11 protein-coding genes are annotated in these 18,173 nt (G+C 71.7%); 8 read left to right on the forward strand and 3 right to left on the reverse strand.

What is annotated here, in order from left to right:
- The 7 genes from BLR46_RS03910 to BLR46_RS03940 all read left to right on the forward strand — a co-directional run bounded on the left by BLR46_RS03910 (position 1) and on the right by BLR46_RS03940 (position 14,650).
- Positions 1-1,125, forward strand: a complete 1,125-nt coding sequence (locus BLR46_RS03910) for a MalY/PatB family protein (protein WP_176761647.1) — start codon at positions 1-3, stop codon at positions 1,123-1,125.
- 76 nt (positions 1,126-1,201) lie between these two features.
- On the forward strand, positions 1,202-2,602 hold the full coding sequence (locus tag BLR46_RS03915) for an FHA domain-containing protein (protein ID WP_143008204.1): 1,401 nt from the start codon (positions 1,202-1,204) through the stop codon (positions 2,600-2,602).
- 2 nt (positions 2,603-2,604) lie between these two features.
- Positions 2,605-8,802, forward strand: coding sequence for an Ig-like domain-containing protein (locus BLR46_RS03920; protein ID WP_143008205.1), 6,198 nt, complete (start codon positions 2,605-2,607; stop codon positions 8,800-8,802).
- 16 nt (positions 8,803-8,818) lie between these two features.
- Entirely contained in the window at positions 8,819-9,784 is a 966-nt protein-coding gene (locus BLR46_RS03925; RefSeq protein ID WP_245701475.1) for an AAA family ATPase, read from the forward strand.
- Positions 9,784-11,019: a DUF58 domain-containing protein gene (locus BLR46_RS03930; RefSeq protein ID WP_093249050.1), complete on the forward strand. Its 1,236-nt coding sequence runs from the start codon at positions 9,784-9,786 to the stop codon at positions 11,017-11,019. The genes BLR46_RS03925 and BLR46_RS03930 overlap by 1 nt, the downstream gene beginning before the upstream one ends.
- Positions 11,016-13,301, forward strand: coding sequence for a transglutaminase domain-containing protein (locus BLR46_RS03935; RefSeq protein WP_093249052.1), 2,286 nt, complete (start codon positions 11,016-11,018; stop codon positions 13,299-13,301). The genes BLR46_RS03930 and BLR46_RS03935 overlap by 4 nt, the downstream gene beginning before the upstream one ends.
- Positions 13,302-13,351: 50 nt before the next feature.
- Complete coding sequence (locus tag BLR46_RS03940; protein ID WP_176761648.1) at positions 13,352-14,650, forward strand: RDD family protein; 1,299 nt, start codon at positions 13,352-13,354, stop codon at positions 14,648-14,650.
- Between the two features lie 96 nt (positions 14,651-14,746).
- On the opposite strand, the gene dcd is transcribed toward BLR46_RS03940, so the two are convergent.
- Complete coding sequence (dcd, locus tag BLR46_RS03945) at positions 14,747-15,322, reverse strand: dCTP deaminase (protein WP_093249055.1); 576 nt, start codon at positions 15,320-15,322, stop codon at positions 14,747-14,749.
- Positions 15,323-15,391: 69 nt separating this feature from the next.
- Between dcd and deoC the strand changes: the two genes are divergently transcribed.
- A complete protein-coding gene (gene deoC, locus BLR46_RS03950; RefSeq protein WP_093249056.1) occupies positions 15,392-16,060 on the forward strand; it encodes a deoxyribose-phosphate aldolase in 669 nt (222 codons plus the stop codon).
- Here deoC and BLR46_RS03955 read toward each other — a convergent pair.
- Both BLR46_RS03955 and BLR46_RS03960 read right to left on the reverse strand, forming a co-directional pair.
- The gene (locus BLR46_RS03955; RefSeq protein WP_093249058.1) at positions 16,054-17,445 is read right to left on the reverse strand and encodes a sensor histidine kinase; all 1,392 of its coding nucleotides are present in this window, start codon (positions 17,443-17,445) and stop codon (positions 16,054-16,056) included. The two genes, deoC and BLR46_RS03955, sit on opposite strands and share 7 nt — an antisense overlap.
- Positions 17,442-18,167 (reverse strand): response regulator transcription factor, encoded by a 726-nt coding sequence (locus tag BLR46_RS03960; RefSeq protein ID WP_093249059.1) that lies wholly within the window; start codon positions 18,165-18,167, stop codon positions 17,442-17,444. Before BLR46_RS03960 ends, BLR46_RS03955 begins: the two co-directional genes overlap by 4 nt.
- Positions 18,168-18,173 lie beyond the last annotated feature (6 nt).

Consider the following 18,173-nt stretch of genomic DNA (forward strand, 5'->3'; position numbering starts at 1 on the left):
TTGACCATCTTCGACTGTTCCCTCGACGAACTCCGCCGCCGCACCTCCATCAAGTGGGTGCGCTGGGAGCCCGACGTGATCCCGATGTTCGTGGCGGAGATGGACACGCGCATCCCGGCCCCGGTGGCCGAGGCGCTGCACCGTGCCGTCGACGAGAGCGACACCGGCTACCCCGAGCGCCCCGACTACCAGGAGGCCTTCGCCGGGTTCGCGCAGTGGCGCTGGGGCTGGGACGCCGACCCGTCGCGCTTCGTCACCACCGGTGACGTCATGCAGGGCATGCGGTACGCGCTCGAGGCCTGCACGAAGTCTGGCGACAAGGTGGTCTTCAACCCGCCCATCTACCCGCCGTTCCGCGCCACCATCGAGCGCACCGGCCGGGTCGGCGTCGAGGTGCACATGCTCGACGACCGCCTCGACCTCGCCGGCATCGAGCGGGCCTTCGCCGACGGCGCACGCGCCTACCTGCTCTGCTCGCCCCACAACCCGGGCGGCACCGTCCACACCCGCGATGAGCTGGAGCGCGTCGCAGAGCTGGCGAACCGCTACGACGTGACGGTCATCTCCGACGAGATCCACGCACCCTTCAACGGGCACGAGTTCACCCCGTACCTGTCGCTGCCCGGCGTCGGGAAGGCGTTCGTCTCCACCTCCGCCGCCAAGGGGTTCAACCTCGCCGCGCTCAAGGCGGGTCTCCTCGGCGCCAGCGACGCCAGCCTCGAGGCGCTGCGAGGGCTGCCCGCATACGTGTCAGAGTCGACGAGCCACTTCGGCGTCATCGCGCACGCGGCGGCCTTCAACCACGCCCGCGACTGGGTGGCGCAGGCGCAGAAGGAGATCGACGCGAACAAGGCACTGTTTGTGGACCTTCTGAAAGAAAACCTTCCCGCACTCCGCTACGCTCCTTCGCAGGGCACCTACCTCGCCTGGCTCGATTGCGCTCCGCTGGGGCTCGACCACCCCGGTCGGCACTTCCACGAGCAGGCCCGCGTCCGGTTCAACTTCGGTTCGGAGTTCGGCCCGGAGTACGGCCAGTTCGTGCGGGTGAACCTCGCGACCAGCCCGGACGTCATCCGGGAAGCGGCGGATCGGCTCGGGCGAAGCCTGGCGTCCGCCGTCTCGTAACCTTCTGGTCACCCCCAGATGGTTTGATGGCCCATACTTTGCCCTCACGGGGGACCGACGACGAGAGGGAGGCTCCATGACGCAGCCAATGGCCGCGTGGCGGCTGTCGTACACCGGGGGCCGTTGGCTCGCGCTGAGCGGACCCACGTCGCTGGTCATCATGATGACCCCGCCGGCCTCGGCGTCGTCGCTGGTCGCCGAGTTGTGGGAGGGCACGCTCCGCACGAGTACCCCCGACGCCCTGCTGAGGTTCCTCTCCGACTCGGGCATCGCCGCCATGCCGCACCTCGGCGCCTTCTTCTGGGACGGCGACGGGCTCCACGGCCTCGTCCGGGGCGAGGTGCGGGTCACCGACGCAGACTCGGGCGACGTGGTGCTCTCGGACCCCGGCTCGCTGACCTGGGCCGAACAGCGACTGGACCCCGAACGCACCTACACCATCGACCTCGAGGAGGCGGCGCCCGACCAGGCGGTCCTCCCCCTGGTGGTGGGGGCCGCGCTCGTCTCCTCGGTGGCGCTGACGGCCGCGCCGGACCAGCGTCTCGTCTTCCCGACCGCCGAGGCCACCGGCCTGCTCGCGGACCTCCCACCCGTCGCTGCTGCGGGCGCCCAGCGCGCCGCGGCGGAGGACGACGCGCAGGAGCCCACCCGCGCCACCGACCTCGCCGACGCGGCGGCCGCCACCGCGCCGGAACCCGGCTTCGAGACCCGGCCGTTCGACCCCTCCGCCCTCGACGAGGTCGCGTCCGCCTCCTCGCCGCAGTCCATCATCGGCGACCGCCCGTCGTCCCCGCCGCCCTTCGCGCCGCCCCCCGTCGAGCCCCTCACCGCGCCGTCGGCAGCGCCGCCGCCGATGGCCGTGCCGATCCCGCCCCCGTCGCCCACGCCGCTCGGCACCCGCTCGGAACCGGTCGTGGTCCCGGGCAGCTTCGGGGAGGTCGACGACGACCCGGGCACCATCTTCTCCACCGGCATCGCCGCCACCCACAAGCCCGCCGCCGCGGACGCGTCGCACGAGGAGCAGGTGCTGGCGGTGCCGTGCGTCCAGGGGCACCCCAACCCGCCGGGCGCCCGCCAGTGCCGCATCTGCCAGGCGCCGGTGGACCCCAGCAACCCTCGCCTGTTGCGCCGCCCGCTGCTGGCCGGTGTGAACACAAACCACGGTGAGTTCGCCGACGTGGTCACCGCCGTCATCGTCGGCCGGGCCCCCGACGCATCGCACGGCCCCCAGGGATCGCACCTGCTGCGCGTGCCGAGCCCGGGCAACGACATCTCCCGCAGCCACCTCATGGTCACGACGCGTGACTGGAACATCGTCGTCACGGACCTGCACTCCACCAACGGCACCACGGTGCGGCCGGTCGGCGAGCCCGAGTTCGAGCTCCGCGACGGCCGCAGCGTCACCGTCGAGATCGGCACCATCCTCGACCTCGGCGACGGGGTCTCCCTGCGCATCGAGCCGCCAAGGAGCGGCTGACGGTGCCAGCAGCAGCCAGGGGCCCGGTGGTCGAGCAGCACCCTTCCCGCGGGGCGCGCCTCTTCGGACGCTTCCTGCGCCGGGGGTGGCAGTGGATCGTCGTCGCCGTGCTGACCCTCGCGCTCGGGATCGCGGCGTACGCCAATCCCGGGCTGGTCGAGACCGACGTGCACCTCGACGAGGGCACCGTCTACGCCGTCAAGCGCGACCAGGGCCTCGTCGGCACCGTCAACACGCAGATCGAGGAGCTCACCGCCGCCACGAGCGTCGGCGACTCGGAGTCGTCGATCCTGCAACACGAGGACCTGGTGCTGATCCACGGCCAGGAGTCCAGCACCCTCACGCAGTACACGCCGAGCAGGAACCGGCTCGAGTCGCCCATGACGCTGCCGGTGGGCGCGGAGGTGCAGCTCGTGGGGTCCAAGCTCCTCATCAACAGCCCGCAGAACGGCCGCGTCTGGTCCGGCGAGGCCACCGACGTGCTCGCCATGGACCTCCAGCGCGACAAGGCGCAGCTCGAGGTCGGCCTCAACGGCACGGCCACCCTCACCGCGGACGGGGACCTCATCGGCCTCGACGTGGGCGCGTCGCAGCTGCTGCGGCAGGTGGACGGGGAGGTCGTGCGCACCAACCTGCCGTTCACGCTCGACGCGGGCCGCCTCGGCGGGGCGGAGTTGAGTGCCGTCGGCGACCTCGCCGTCGTGCTCGACCGAGCGTCGGGCCGCATCTGGGTGGAGGGCATGCCGCAGGCGTTCGACGTGTCGGGCGCCTCCTCGGCGAGGCTGGCCCCGCCGTCGGCGGAGGCGCTGGGCGGCGCCGAGGGCGTGCGTGCCGTGTACGCCACCCAGGCCGGGCTCATCGGGGTGACGCAGGACGGCCCGCGGTCGCTGTCCGGCCAGCTGGCGGCCGCACCGGTGACCCCCGTCCAGCTCGGCGACTGCGTCTACGGCGCGTTCGGGGACCAGTTCGTGAAGCGCTGCCCCGACGCCGAGCCCGAGATCCGCACCATCCCCGGCTACGACGGCACCGCGACCTCGACGCTGTCGTTCCAGGTCAACCGCCGCACCGTCGCGCTCAACGAGGCGCTCACCGGCGTGGTCTGGCTCGTGGACCAGGACATGGCCCGAATCGACCGCTGGGACGACCTCGTCCCCGAGACGACGGACCAGCCGCCGCCACCGGACGCGCCGCTCACCAACACCCCGCCCGACCGCTCCCAGGACAACCGGCCCCCGGTCGCGCAGGATGACCAGCTCACCGCCCGGAAGGGCCGCGCGACGATCCTGCAGGTCCTCGACAACGACTCGGACCCCGACGGCGACATCCTGACGATCAGCGCCCCCGCCGAGATCGACGGCGCGTCGCTGCAGATCGTCCGCGGCGGCGCGGGGCTGCAGATCACGATCCCGCCGGAGACGACCGCCGGCACGCTCACCTTCTCCTACGAGATCAGCGACGGGGAGTTCCGCGACTCCGCCTCCGTGACCGTCACGGTGGCCGACCCCGACGCGGCGAAGCAGAACAAGGCACCCTACCCGTTCGAGCTCGCGCAGCCCATGTCGGTGCGGCTGGGCGGCAAGTTCACCAAGCGCGTCCTGCTCGACTGGCGCGACCCCGAGGGGGACCCGCTGATCCTCGAGGCCGCCGCCCTCCCGCCCGGCGCCGAGGACCTCGTGAGCTTCACCCCCGACGGCACCATCACCTACCAGGACGTCGGCAAGACCCCCGGGGTGAAGAAGATCAACCTCACGGTCTCCGACGGCCAGACCGAGTCCATGGGTGAGCTGCTCGTCAACGTGGTCGAGGACCTCGTCCCGCCGCTGGCCAACGGCGACTTCGCGACGGTGCCCGTCGGGCAGACCGTCGTGGTGCGGCCTCTGGAGAACGACATCGGCGAGAACCTCATCCTCACCGAGGTGGAGGCCGGCGACTGCAGCGCCTGCAACGTGGTCTCGAACTACAACGAGGGCTGGTTCTCCTTCTCCGCGACGCAGGCCGGCACCCACTACCTCACCTACAACGTGCAGAGCGGCCCCGTCGCCACGGGCGTGGTGCGGATCGACGTCGTCGAGACCGGCACGAACAACCCGCCCATCGCGGCGCTCGACGTCGCGCTCCTCCCGCCCGGCGGCTCGGTGTTCATCGACCCGCTGCTCAACGACACCGACGTCGACGGCGACGTGCTCGTCGTGCAGTCCTTCAGCGCCGACCCGTCGCTGAAGGTGGTCATGGAGCGGCGCCACCTGATGACCATCTCGGCCAACTCGCAGCCCGACGCGCCCGTCACGGTTGAGTACGTCGTCTCCGACGGGCGCCACACCGCCCGCGGCACGATCGTCGTCATCCCGACGAGGAACACCGGCTCCGTGCAGCCCAAGGCCGTGGACGACGACATCCGGGTCCGCGCCGGCAGCGTCGCCACCGCCCACGTGCTGGAGAACGACACGTCGCCGATCGGGCTCGGGCTCGGCCTCACGCGCATCCTCGAGAACCCGCTGGGGCAGGGCGCCTGGGTGGACGGCGACACGATCCGGGTGGAGATCCCGGCAGGCTCGCAGTCGCAGCAGATCGCGCTGCCGTACGAGGTGACGGACACCGAGGGCAACGTCGCGTCGGCCACGCTCGCGGTCACGGTCGTCAGCGAGGACGCCGCCAACGAGGCGCCCACGCCACACGACGTCGTCGACCGCGTGCTCTCCGGCTCGCTCACCCGCATCCCGGTCCGGCTCGACGGCATCGACCCCAACGGCGACGCGGTGCGCCTCGTCGGCCTGGGTTCGGGGCCCGGGCTCGGGCGCGTGACCGAGGTGGGCGAGAAGTACCTCACCTACGAGGCCTTCCCCTCCAGCCAAGGCACCGACACCTTCCACTACGAGGTGGTCGACGCGCACGGCCAGGTGGGCCGCGGGCAGGTCAAGATCGGCATCGCCCCGCCCGGCAACATCAACGAGCCCCCGATCGGGGTCCACGACGACGTGCGGGTCCGGCCCGGGCGCCCGATCCAGATCGCGGCGCTGGCCAACGACTACGACATCGAGGGCGACGGGTTCGCGTTCGCCGCCGGTGACCCGGTGTCCATGGACGACGACACCCTGCACGCCGAGATCGTCAACGAGCGCGAGATCAAGGTCGACCCCATCTCCGAGCCCGGCGTCTACACCGGCACCTACCGCCTCCAGGACCTCCGCGAGCAGTACGGCAACGGCACCTTCGCGATCACGGTCGACGAGGAGGCCCCGCTCCTGCCCCCCGTGGCGCGGGACGACATCGTCGCCGTGGGCGAGATCATCGACAAGGACTTCGTCGAGGTCGACGTGCGGGCCAACGACTTCGACCCGGACGGCTCCCACGAGCGGCTGCGCATCGAACTGCCAGAGGCGGACGCCGACGACGAGCGCGCGGCCCGCATCAGCGAGGGCGGCCTGCTCACCGTGCCGGTCGGGGCCCGCATGCAGCAGGTGCGGTACCGGCTCGTCGACGGCGACGGCGAGTCCAGCTTCGGCCTCGTCACCATCCCCGGCACCGACGACGCCGTGCCGCTCGTGCGCGACCCGAGCCGCACGCTGGAGGCCACGGCCGGGCAGCCCGCCCACATCAGCTTCGAGGACCTGCTCGTCGGCACCGACGGCCGCGCGGTGAAACTGACCAGCACCGACACCATCGCCGCCACCACCGGGAGCGCGGTTCCCGCGACCGGCGGCGTCGAGTTCACCCCGCACGTCGACTACCGGGGCCCCGCCGCGGTGGTGTTCGAGGTCATCGACGTCGTCCCCGAGGGCGACCGGACCGCCAAGCGCGCGTACGTGACCATCCCCGTGGAGGTGAAGGCCGCGCGCAGCCAGAGCAACCAGTCCGGGCCGCAGCAGGTGTCGAACCTCGCGCCCGAGCAGGTGACGCAGCCGCGGCTGCTCGTCGGGCCCGACGAGGGGGAGTTCCGCCTGTCCCTGATGCCGCTGTTCCGCGACCCCGAGGGCCACGACATCTTCTTCCTCGACCTCGCCGACGCGGGCGGCGACGCCCCGATCACCTGGCGCTCAGAGGCCAACAACTCGGTCGTCGTGGCAGAGGCGCCCATCACCGCGAAGGCGGGCATGACCCGTCGGCTCCGCGGAGAGGTCCGCGACGCCGGCGGCGCGGCGCGCCAGTTCGAGGTCCTGCTCGAGATGACCTCGTCGCGGATGCCGCTCACCACCACGGTGACGGACGTCGTCGACGAGGCGCAGTCCGGCCGGCCGGTCACCGTCCCCGTGCTGGCGAACGACACCTCGCACCTGAACGACAAGACCCTGGCCGTCGAGGGCGCGCGCATCCTCTCCGGGGAGGGCACCGTCGAGGTCCGCGACGACGTGGTCACCATCACCCCGTCGGAGGGCTTCGTCGGCACCCTGACCGCCAGCTACACCGTCATGGACGCGACCGGCGACCCGGCGCGGCGGCAGGACGGCAGCATCCGCGTCACCGTGACCGACGTGCCGAGCGCCCCCTCCGCGCCGTTCGGCGGCGAGCCGGGCGACGCGCAGATCCGCTTCGAGTACCAGCCGGGCAGCACCAACGGGCACCCGATCGAGCGACGCGTCGTCACCGCCACCGCGCCCGGCCGCTCGCCCGTGCAGCAGGACTGCCCGGGCACCACCTGCACCGTCACCGGGCTGCGGAACAACGTGCCGTGGACGCTCAGCGTCGTCGAGTTCAACAAGCTCGGCCCCTCGGAGCCGTCCCCGCAGTCGGCCCCCTACACCCCCGACGTGAAGCCGCTCGCCCCGCCGCAGCCGCAGGTCACCCGCGGCGACCAGTCGCTCACCGTCCAGTGGCAGCCCGCCCCGTTCGAGAACATGAACAACCAGGGCAGCCCCGTGACGCAGTACACGCTGGTGCTGTACAACGCCGACGGCGCGGAGGTCGGCCGCAAGGCGCTGTCGGGGTCGACCTTCAGCCACACCTGGACGGGGCTGACGAACGGCAGCAACTACGTCTTCGGGGTGGTCGCCACCAACAACGCCGGCGACTCGCCCGAGTCGACGCGCACGTCGCCGATGTTCCCGGTGGGGCCGCCGAAGGGTTCAGTCACCGTGAGCGCTGCGCCGGTGAAGGACAGCATCGGCGGCAGCTTCAGCGTCGAGGTGAACACGGCCGGGTTGGACCCGAACGGCGATCCCGCGATGAGGGTGTACGTCGTGCCGATGACCGGCTCCAACGTGCGCGAGGACGCCCGCCGCCAGGTGCCGTACCCCGCGCCCGCGCAGTCGACGGTCACGTTCAGCAACTGGGGCGAGAGCGCGGTCCGGTTCCGCGTCGTGGCCGAGAACCTGCACTCGAGCGTCGCGGTGGGGGAGACCCCGGAGGCGATCGTGGCCTGGCCCACGCCGTCGGTGCAGCTCCTGTCCGCCATCACCACGCCCGAGTACGCGGGCGGCATGCTCCTGAAGCTCAACTCGCCGGAGGTCCGCAACAAGGAGGGTGCCGGCCTGACCTACGAGTACGCGCGCGCCGGCGGCTCCAGCTGGCGGCGGCTGACCCCCGTCGGGGACTACCTCGGGACGGCCCAGGACTTCACTCCCGGCGTGCCAGTGAACCTCAGCGTCAGGGCGGTGCTCACCAACTCCACCGACCAGCGCACGTCGTCGGTGAGCAACCTGCCCACCATGACGCCGCTCAGCTCCCGGCCGCTCGAGCAGCCACTGGGCGAGCTGGTGACCGTCGCGCCCGACCGGGTGCGCATCGGGATCAACCCGAACCCCGGGTCGGCGGCGTCCGGCGGGTGGACCAGCGGCCACTACTACGTCCACACCGGCGACTACAAGGACCAGTCGTCGGCGAGCCTGCCGGCGGGGGAGACGACGACGGTGCACCAGGGCTGGACGGGCACCGTCCCCGGCACCAACGAGTCCTGGCGGCACAGCACCCTCTACTCGAAGGACGTCACGGTCCCCCAGGTCTCCCGCTTCGAGAAGAGCGGCGACAACTTCATCGTCACCGTCCGCTATGCGTACGGTTCGAGCGCCTGCAACGTCTACGATCACTGGGGCGGCGGCCGGGAGCTCCTGAAGGAGCTGCGGCCCAACGCCGAGGGCACGATACACATGGACGAGGCGTTCCCCATCGACCCGGCGGCGGAGGTCGTCCTCTACCGGGAGCTGGTGTACGTCGAGTGCAGCATCAACAACAACACGGCCGAATGGTCCAGAACGATCCCCGGGTGACGGAGAAAGCGGTCAAGTGAATCCAGAACAAGCACGCTGGTTCAGCGAGAACTTCGCGAACATCGTCGGCAACGTGGAACGCGTCATCATGGGCAAGACGGAGGCCATCCGGCTCGCGGTCACCTGCATGCTCGCGGAGGGCCACCTGCTCCTCGAGGACTTCCCGGGCACGGGCAAGACCTCGCTGGCGAGGGCGATCGCCCAGTCCGTCCAGGGCACGCACAGCCGGATCCAGTTCACCCCGGACCTGTTGCCCTCCGACGTGACGGGCGTGACGATCTACGACCAGAAGTCGGCCGAGTTCGAGTTCCACCAGGGCCCGATCTTCGCGTCGATCGTGCTGGCCGACGAGATCAACCGGGCCTCGCCGAAGACGCAGTCGGCGCTGCTCGAGGTCATGGAGGAGTCCAGGGTCACCGTCGACGGGCAGTCCTACCCGGTCGGCAACCCGTTCATGGTGATCGCGACCCAGAACCCGATCGAGCAGGCCGGCACCTACCGACTGCCCGAGGCGCAGCTCGACCGCTTCCTCATGAAGACCACGCTCGGTTACCCGGACCACGAGGCGACGATGCGCATCCTCGCAACGGGCGGCTCGCGTCCCCGCTCGACGGCGCTGCCGGCGGTGGTGACCAGCCAGCAGGTGGCCGAGATGGCCCAGCTGGCCGGCGCCGTCCACATCGAGGCGTCGATCTTCGACTACATCACCCGGCTCGTGGACGCCACCCGTCACGCCGATGACGTCCGCCTCGGGGTCTCCGTTCGAGGCGCGCTGGCGCTGGTGCGCGCCTCCCGCGTCTGGGCCGCGTCCGTGGGCCGGCACTTCGTCACCCCCGACGACATCAAGATCCTGGCCATCCCGTGCCTCGCGCACCGCATGATCCTCGACCCCGAGGCGGAGTTCAGCGGCGTCCAGGCCGTCGACGTGATGGCCCAGGTCGTCGGTGCCGTGCCACCGCCGACGGAGCGTGCCACCGCTTGATGTCCACCACGGCCACGCGATGGGAGGTGCCCGAGGCGGTTGACCCGCCCTCGGGCGCCGCCTTGCGCGACGCCTACCGCCGGGCCAGCCAGGCGCTCGGCATGCGCACCGCCGGCTGGGTGTGCCTCCTGCTCGGCGTGGTGTCGCTCGCCGCTGGGCTGGTCCTCGGCTGGCTGGAGTTGGTCGTCGCCGGCATCGTCGCCGTGGTCACTGTCGCCATCGCGCTGCTGTTCACGATCGGGAAGCCGAACCTCGCCGTCGGGCTCCGGCTCTCCGACCGGACGGTCGTGGTGGGCGACCGGGCCACCGGCGAGGTCCTCGTCAGCAACGAGGCGGCCCGCCGCCACTTCGGCTCCCGGCTGGACCTCCCCGTCGGCCGCCAGCAGGCCAGCTTCTCGCTGCCGATCATGGCGCCCCGGCAGGTGGAGCGCTTCACCTTCCGGATCCCGACGAGCCGCCGCGGCCTCGTCGTCGTCGGGCCCGCGAACTCCGTGCAGGGCGACCCCTTCTCGCTCGCCGGTCGGGAGACCCGCTGGACCGAGGAGCTGGAGGTCTACGTCCACCCGCGCACCGTGCGGCTGCCGGGCCGGCAGACCGGGTTCGTGCACGACCTCGAGGGGCACGCGAGCCCGCACATCACGTCGGCCGACATGAACTTCCACGCCCTGCGGCCCTACGTCCCGGGCGACGACCGCCGGCACGTCCACTGGAAGTCGACGGCCCGGGCCGGCGAGCTGATGGTGCGGCAGTTCGAGGAGTCGCGGATGTCGCGGGTCCTGGTCGCGCTCGACACCGGCCGCACCTCCTACATCGACGAGGACGAGTTCGAGCTCGCGGTCTCCGTCGTCGCGTCGATCGCGCTCCAGACCCTCTACGGCGAGTCGCCGCTGGTGATCCTCACCTCGAAGGAGCGGCTCACCACGCTGACGCCGGGCGGCACGCTCGACGAGCTGTCGCTGGTGGAGCAGACCGCCCGCGGCGGCGTCGCCGACCTCGCGTACACGGCCACCCAGCGCGAGCCTGGCGCGTCGATCGCGATCCTCGTCACCGGGTCGACCGCGTCCATGGCCGACGTGCGCCACGCGAGCGCCCGCTTCGACGTCGACACCCGGTTCATCGGCATCCGGGTCGCCACCGGGGAGGAACTGCGCAACCGCAAGGTGGGCAGCGTCACGGTCAACCAGGTGGGGACGCTCGAGGACCTCCCGCGCGCGATGCGGAGGTCGATGGAGTGACCAGGGCCAGGAGGGCCGCCGCGCCGGACACCCCGTGGCGCGGGTCCGTACACCGCACGCGGTGGGCGATCGTCGACGCGGTCGCCCTGCTGCTGCTCGGCGCGCTGGTGTGCCTGGCGTTCCTGCCCGTCTACGGGACCGCGCAGCTGTTCGTCGCGGTCCTGGGGTTCGCGGCGCTCGGCATGGGGATCGCGTTCGTCGGGACCGTGCGGCAGTGGCCGGTCGGGGGCACCGTGTTGGCGGCGGTCATGGGCTGGCTGCTCCTCGGCGGGCCCTTGGCGATGCCGTCGTCGACGATCGGCTACGTCGTGCCCACCTGGCGGACCCTGATGGGCCTCGTCGTCGGCCCCGTCACCGCCTGGCGCGACATGCTGACGCTCGACCCGCCCATCGGCGAGACGTTCAACCTCCTCGTCGTGCCCGCGCTGATCGGCTACCTGCTGGGCCTCCTCGGTTACACGATCTCGCTCCGCTCCGCCCGGCCGATGCTCGCCTGGGTGCCGGCGGCGGTCGGCTACCTCGTCGCCGCGCTGTTCGGCGCGACGGTGGCGCTCTGGCCGGTCCCGAGCGGGCTGGCGTTCTTCGTCGTCGTCCTCGTGTGGACGACGTGGCGCCGGCAGACCGTCCGCGACCACCTCTCCGACTCCCGGATCACGTTCAAGCCGGTGCGGGTCGGGCTGGCGCTCGCGATGCTGTTGGTGGCAGGGGGTGCCGGCGTCGCGCTGGCCCCGGTGCTGGCCGGGACGGCGGAGCGCGACAACCTGCGCGCGCACGTCGAGATCCCCATCGAGTTGACCGAGCACCGTTCGCCGCTCCAGGCGTTCCGGGCCAACATCACCAAGCACCGCGCGGAGACCCTGTTCGAGGTGCGCGGCGCCAGGCCCGGCGACATCGTGCGCCTCGCCACCCTCGACACCTACGACGGGCTCGCCTACCGCGTCTCCACCAAGGAGACGGCGGTGCGGCCCGAGACGTCGTTCAAGCGCGTCGGCCAGTGGATCGCCGACGACACCCCGGGCGAGGACCTCGACGCGTCGATCACGGTCCACGGCTACGACGGGGTGTGGGTGCCGACAATCGGCCGCACGATCTCTGTGCGCTTCCAGGGCGACCGGTCGATCCCGCTCGGTGAGAACTTCTTCTACAACCACGCCACCGGGACCGCGGTCGACGTCGCCGGGCTGCGGGCCGGTGACGCGTACGCGCTCGAGTCGCGCGTCCCGACGCGGCCCTCGAAGGCGGAGATCGGCGAGGCGACCGCGGGCCGCATCCCGCAGCCGCGGATCACCGGCGCGCCCGACCAGGTGCGCGTGCTCGCGCTCCGCTGGACCGAGGGCATCTCGGGCGCCGGCGCGCAGGCGCTTCGGCTCGAGGAGCAGCTCCAGCAGGGGTACTTCAGCCACGGGCAGCCCGACGAGGTCACCTCCGTCCCCGGCCACTCCCAGCACCGCATCGCCGAGCTGCTCGCGGACCCCGCGCTGATGATCGGCGACCACGAGCAGTACGCGGTCGCGATGGCGCTGATGGCCCGCGAGCTCGGCATCCCCGCGCGCGTCCTGTACGGCTACCAGGTGGACGACTCGCCACAGGTCACCGGCGACGACGTGGGCGCCTGGCCCGAGTTGTACCTCGACGGGCTCGGCTGGGTGCGGTTCGACCCGACGCCGCCGAAGGACCGCGTCGCCGACGACATCGAGCCGCCCGAGCCGCCGAAGCCGCAGCCGTACGTCGAGAACCCGCCACCGCCGCCGCTGAAGCCGGACGTGCCGCCGCCCGACGAGCAACTGCCGATCGACCAGGGCGAGCCGCCGTCGCAGGAGACGACGATCGACTGGGCGCAGGTGGGGGCCATGATGCTCATCGCCGGCATCCCGCTGCTGACGATCGTCGTGCCGATCGCGTTGGTGCTGGGCCTCAAGTGGCGCCGGCGGGTCCGCCGGCGCAACGACCCGGAGGTCGCCAACCGGGTGGCGGGGGCGTGGCTGGAGCTCGTCGACAAGGCGCGCGACCTCGGCCGGTCGCCGTCGTTCTCCGCCACGCGGTCGGAGCAGGCGGAGCAGCTGACGGCCTCGTTCCCGCGGGTCACGCAGAAGGCGGACCTGGTCGCCCTGGCGAAGGAGGCCGACTGGCTGGTCTTCGCGCCCGGCGAGCCGGCCGAGCGCGTCGCGTCCGAGTACTGGCGGGAGACGGGCGCCGCCCGGGGCGGGATGCGCCGCTCCGTCGGGTGGCTGAAGTGGGTGCTCTCGGGCTTGTCGACGAAGTCATTCCGGAGGACCAAGTAGATGGTCGATCCCGCCGACAACTATCCTGTCCGGAGAAAGGGGATGTTTGCGTGAGTCGTTTGATCCCGAGGGGCCACGAGGTCGCCGGATTGGGACGCCGATTCCTGGCGTTCGTGATCGACTCCGTGCCGGTACTGGTCATCCCCGTGGTGCTGTGGCTGGTGTTCCGCTCGTCCGCCGAGCCGGCCGTGGTGCTGGTGTCCACCATCGCGGCCGCCGTTCTCGGCCTCGCCTACGGGCTGTTCCAGTGGTGGGCCTACGCGACGCGCGGCGCGGGTCTCGGCGCGCGTGCCGCCGGCCTCCAGCTCGTCGGCCTCGCTGACGGGCAGCCCATCGGGTGGTGGCGCGTGTTCTTGCGCCAACTGATCTTCTCGGCGCTGATGGCCACCGTCGTGGGCGGCATCGCGCTCGTCGTCTTCCTCGTGATCCACGAGCGCCGCCAGGGGTGGCACGACGTCGCCGTCAAGTCCGTGCTCGTCCAGCCGAAGGCGGGCTCCGAGCCGAGGAAGGCGCCGACCCGGGCGCACAGGGCGACGACGAGCACCGTCGGCCTCCCGCCGCACCTCGCCGACGCGTTCAGCCCCGAGGCCAACCGCCAGTCCGAGTGGGCGCCCCGGCCGGGCGTGCAGCAGGCCTACTCGCGGGCCTTTGGGGAGCGCCCCCTGTCGGCGCAGTCCCAGCCGCAGCCGCACTCGCAGCCCCCGCAGGCCGCGCCGCAGCAGGTGCCGCCGTACACGTCGCCGCAGCAGTGGCAGCCGCAGGGGCAGCCGTCCGCCCCGTCGCAGCCCAACTCGCTCCCGCCCGCGCCGCACCCCGAGCCGGGCCTGCCCCAGCGCACCACCCCGCAGGCCGGCTGGATCCCGATGCCCACGCCCACCTCGGTGCTGGAGCCCACGCAGTCGCAGTCCATCCGCGTGCGCGCCCGGCAGTTCGGCGACGTGGAGGAGAACGAGGGCACGACGATCGCGCCGCTGCCCAACTCGGACTCGGGCCGCCCCGGCGACGAGGGCTGGTACCTCCGGCTCGACGACGGCCGCGAGGTCGATCTCAACGTCACCGTCCTCCTGGGCCGCAACCCGCAGCGCGGCGACGATGACCCCGAGGTGCACTTGGTCCCGTCGAGCGGCGACGGGCGGATGATCTCCCGCACCCACGTGCTGATCGGCACCGATCCCCGCGGCGTGTTCATCGTCGACCGCGGCTCCACCAACGGCACCGCCGTGGTCACCGCCGCCGGCGAGCTCGAGCCCGCCCCCGCCGGGGTGCAGATGCGGGTGCGCGACGGGCAGCAGGTCTCCTACGGCAACCGCTGGTTCACGGTGCTCCGGCGCCCCGCCCGGCACCTGTAGCTGGTCTATCTTCCGGTTGGCCTGTCAGCATGCAAAAAACCTGCCGGATCCGGCAGGTTTTTCGTGCGCAGGCAGGTAAAACCGTCGGGGCCGCGCTCAGACCTCCGTGCGCTGGAAGTTCAGGTGCGAGCGCGACGGCGTCGGCCCCCGCTGGCCCTGGTAGCGCGACCCGTACTTGTCCGACCCGTACGGGTGCAGCGCCTCGGAGCTCAGCCGGAAGAAGCAGAGCTGGCCGATCTTCATGCCGGGCCAGAGCTTGATCGGCAGCGTCGCCATGTTCGACAGCTCGAGCGTCACGTGCCCGGAGAAGCCGGGGTCGATGAAGCCGGCGGTGGAGTGGGTCAGCAGGCCGAGGCGGCCGAGCGACGACTTGCCCTCCAGCCGCGCCGCCACCGTCGTGCCCAGCGTGACCAGCTCGAGCGTCGACGCCAGCGCGAACTCGCCGGGGTGCAGCACGAACGGCTCGCCCGCGGGCACCTCGATGAGCCGCGTGAGTTCGGGCTGCTCCAGGGCGGGGTCGATAGTGGGGTAGCGGTGGTTCTCGAAGACGCGGAAGTACTTGTCGAGGCGCACGTCGACGCTCGAGGGCTGGACCATGGCGGGATCCCACGGGTCGAGCGCGATGGCACCCTCGTCGGCACCCTGCAGAATGTCTCGGTCGCTGAGCAGCATGACCTGAGCCTAGTGAGTCCGCGTACCTCGCACCACCACGGCCCGGATGGCGGCGCTAGTCTCTGTCCCATGAGCATTTCCCGCGACGATCTGGCGAAGCTGATCGACCACACCCTCCTGAAGACCGACGCCACCCGCGCGCAGGTCTCGGCGCTCGTCGCCGAGGCCCGGGAGCTGGGCACCTATTCGATCTGCGTGTCGCCGTCGATGCTGCCGATCACTGACGAGCTCGGCGACGTGAAGGTCGCCACCGTCTGCGGCTTCCCGTCGGGCAACCATTCCGCCGCCATCAAGGCCGCCGAGGCCCGCGAGGCCACCGCGAACGGTGCCGACGAGGTCGACATGGTGATCAACATCGGCCTCCTCAAGGAGGGCCGGGCCGACGCCGTCGAGGAGGAGATCCGCGCCGTCCGTGAGGCCACCGGTGGGCTGCTGAAGGTGATCATCGAGTCGGCGGCGCTGACCGATGATGAGATCGTCGCCGCCTGCCGGGCCGCCGAGGCCGCGGGCGCCGACTACGTGAAGACCTCCACCGGCTTCCACGCCGCCGGCGGCGCCAGCGTCCACGCCGTCGAGCTGATGGCCCGCACCGTAGGCGGGCGCCTCGGGATCAAGGCCTCCGGCGGCATCCGCGACTTCGAGACCGCGGCGGCGATGGTCGACGCCGGCGCAACCCGTTTCGGGCTGTCCGGCTCGCGCGCGGTGCTCGACGGGGCCACCGCCGAGGGCGACTACTGAGCATCGGCGGGCAGGTTCGCCAGGGGTAGCCGGACGCCGAACTGCGTCCGGCCCGGCCGCGACTCCACGCGCACCTGGCCGCCGAACGACTCCACCTGCGCCTTCACGATCGCGAGCCCGAGCCCGGTGGAGTGCGCCTCGCTGTGGCGGCGGGCGTCGTCGGCGCGGGTGAACCGCTCGAACACGCGCGGCAGCACGTCGGGGCTGATGCCCGGTCCGTCGTCGGTGACCGTGATGACGCCCGACGGGGTCACCTCCGTCAACACGGTGGTGCCGGGCGGCGTGTGGTTGCGCGCGTTGCTGAGGAGGTTCACCATCACCTGCTGCAACTGGTCCGCGCCCGCCAGCACCACGACCGGCTCGTCGGGCAGCGACAGCCGCCACACGTGGTCCACCGACGAGGCCCGCGCGTCGGAGACGGCGTTCAGCACCACCTCGACCGCGTCGACGGGGACGGGGGCCTGCTGCTGCTGGGAGTCCAGCCGGGCCAGCATCATCATGTCGTCCACCAGCTTGCGCATCCGCCGGGACTCGGCGGAGATGCGGCCCAGCGCGAAGGTGGTGTTCTCGTCGAGGCCCTCGGCGTGCCCCTCCACCAGCTCGGAGTAGCCGTGAATGGCGGCGAGTGGGTTGCGGAGTTCGTGGGACGCGTCGGCGACGAAGCGCCGCAACTTCTGCTCCGACGCCTCGCGGGCCCCCAGCGCGTGCTCGACGTTGTCGAGCATGTGGTTGAAGGCGCTGCCCACGCGCGCCACCTCGTGCTCGGGCGGCAGGTCGTCGATCCCGACGCGCGGCACCGCGACGGGGCCGCGGTCGAGACGGAGCTGGGAGACGGTCTCGGCGGTGTGGGTGAGGGAGTCGAGCGGACGGGTGGCGCGCTTGATGAGCGTCCGGGTGATGAGCACCGTGCCGAGGACGGCGAGCACCGAGATCGACAGCGCCGAGATGCTCAGCGCGATCATCGTGCGGTCGATGCCGGCGGTCGGGAGTCCCACGACGAGGATGCTCGAGCCCATGCCGTGTTCCACGTTCACGCGGTAGCGACCGAGCGTCGGGATGTGGACGGTCTGCTCGCCGGGCGGGAGTTCCAGGAGCGCGCTCACCCCCTCGCGGACCTCGCTGACGTCACCGCGGCCCACCAGGCTGGCGTAGAGCGTGCCGTTGTGGGACTGCCCGACGAGGATCGTGCCCACCGGGATGCCGGGGTTGCGCACGTTCGGCCCGCCGCCCTGGACGCGCAGCGGGATGGACTGGATGTCGCGGTCGAGCTGGTTGATCAGCAGGTTCTGGGCCACGAGCATCGTCATGGCGGCGAGCAGCAGCGCCATGACGGCCGTGGTGAGCGCCACCCGGGTCTGGATCTGGCGCTCGAGGGTGCGTCTCATGTGCCCGCCGGTTTGAGCACGTACCCGGCGCCGCGCATGGTGTGGATCATCGGGTCTCGGCCGGCGTCGATCTTCTTGCGCAGGTAGGAGATGTAGAGCTCGACGACGTTCGCCTGGCCGCCGAAGTCGTAGCTCCACACGCGGTCGAGGATCTGCGCCTTGCTGAGGACCCGCTTGGGGTTGCGCATCAGGAACCGCAGCAGCTCGAACTCGGTGGCGGTCAGGTGGATCGGCTCCCCGCTGCGGGTCACCTCGTGGGACTCCTCGTCGAGGATGAGGTCGCCGACGATCAGCTGCGAGTCCGGGCGGATCGTCGTCGCGCCCGTCCGGCGGAGCAGACCCCTGAGCCGCGCGATCACCTCCTCCAGCGAGAAGGGCTTGGTGACGTAGTCGTCGCCGCCGGCGGTGAGCCCCGCGATGCGGTCGGACACCCCGTCGCGGGCGGTGAGGAAGATGACCGGCACGTCGGGCTGGTCGGCGCGGATGCGGCGCATCACCTCGAGGCCGTCGAAATCGGGGAGCATCATGTCCAGGACGATCGCGTCGGGGCCGACCTCGCGGGCCACCTTCACGGCCTCGGTGCCGGTCGTGGCGGTGGAGACGTCCCAGCCCTCGTAGCGCATGGCCATCGCGAGCAGCTCGATCAGGCTGGGCTCATCGTCGACGGTGAGGACCCGGATCGGCGTGCCGTCCGGGCGGCGCAGAGGTTCGGAGGTGGCCATGCCACC

Origin of the sequence: Tessaracoccus oleiagri (assembly GCF_900103275.1) — a bacterium.
In the GTDB taxonomy this organism is placed as follows: Bacteria; Actinomycetota; Actinomycetes; order Propionibacteriales; family Propionibacteriaceae; genus Arachnia; species Arachnia oleiagri.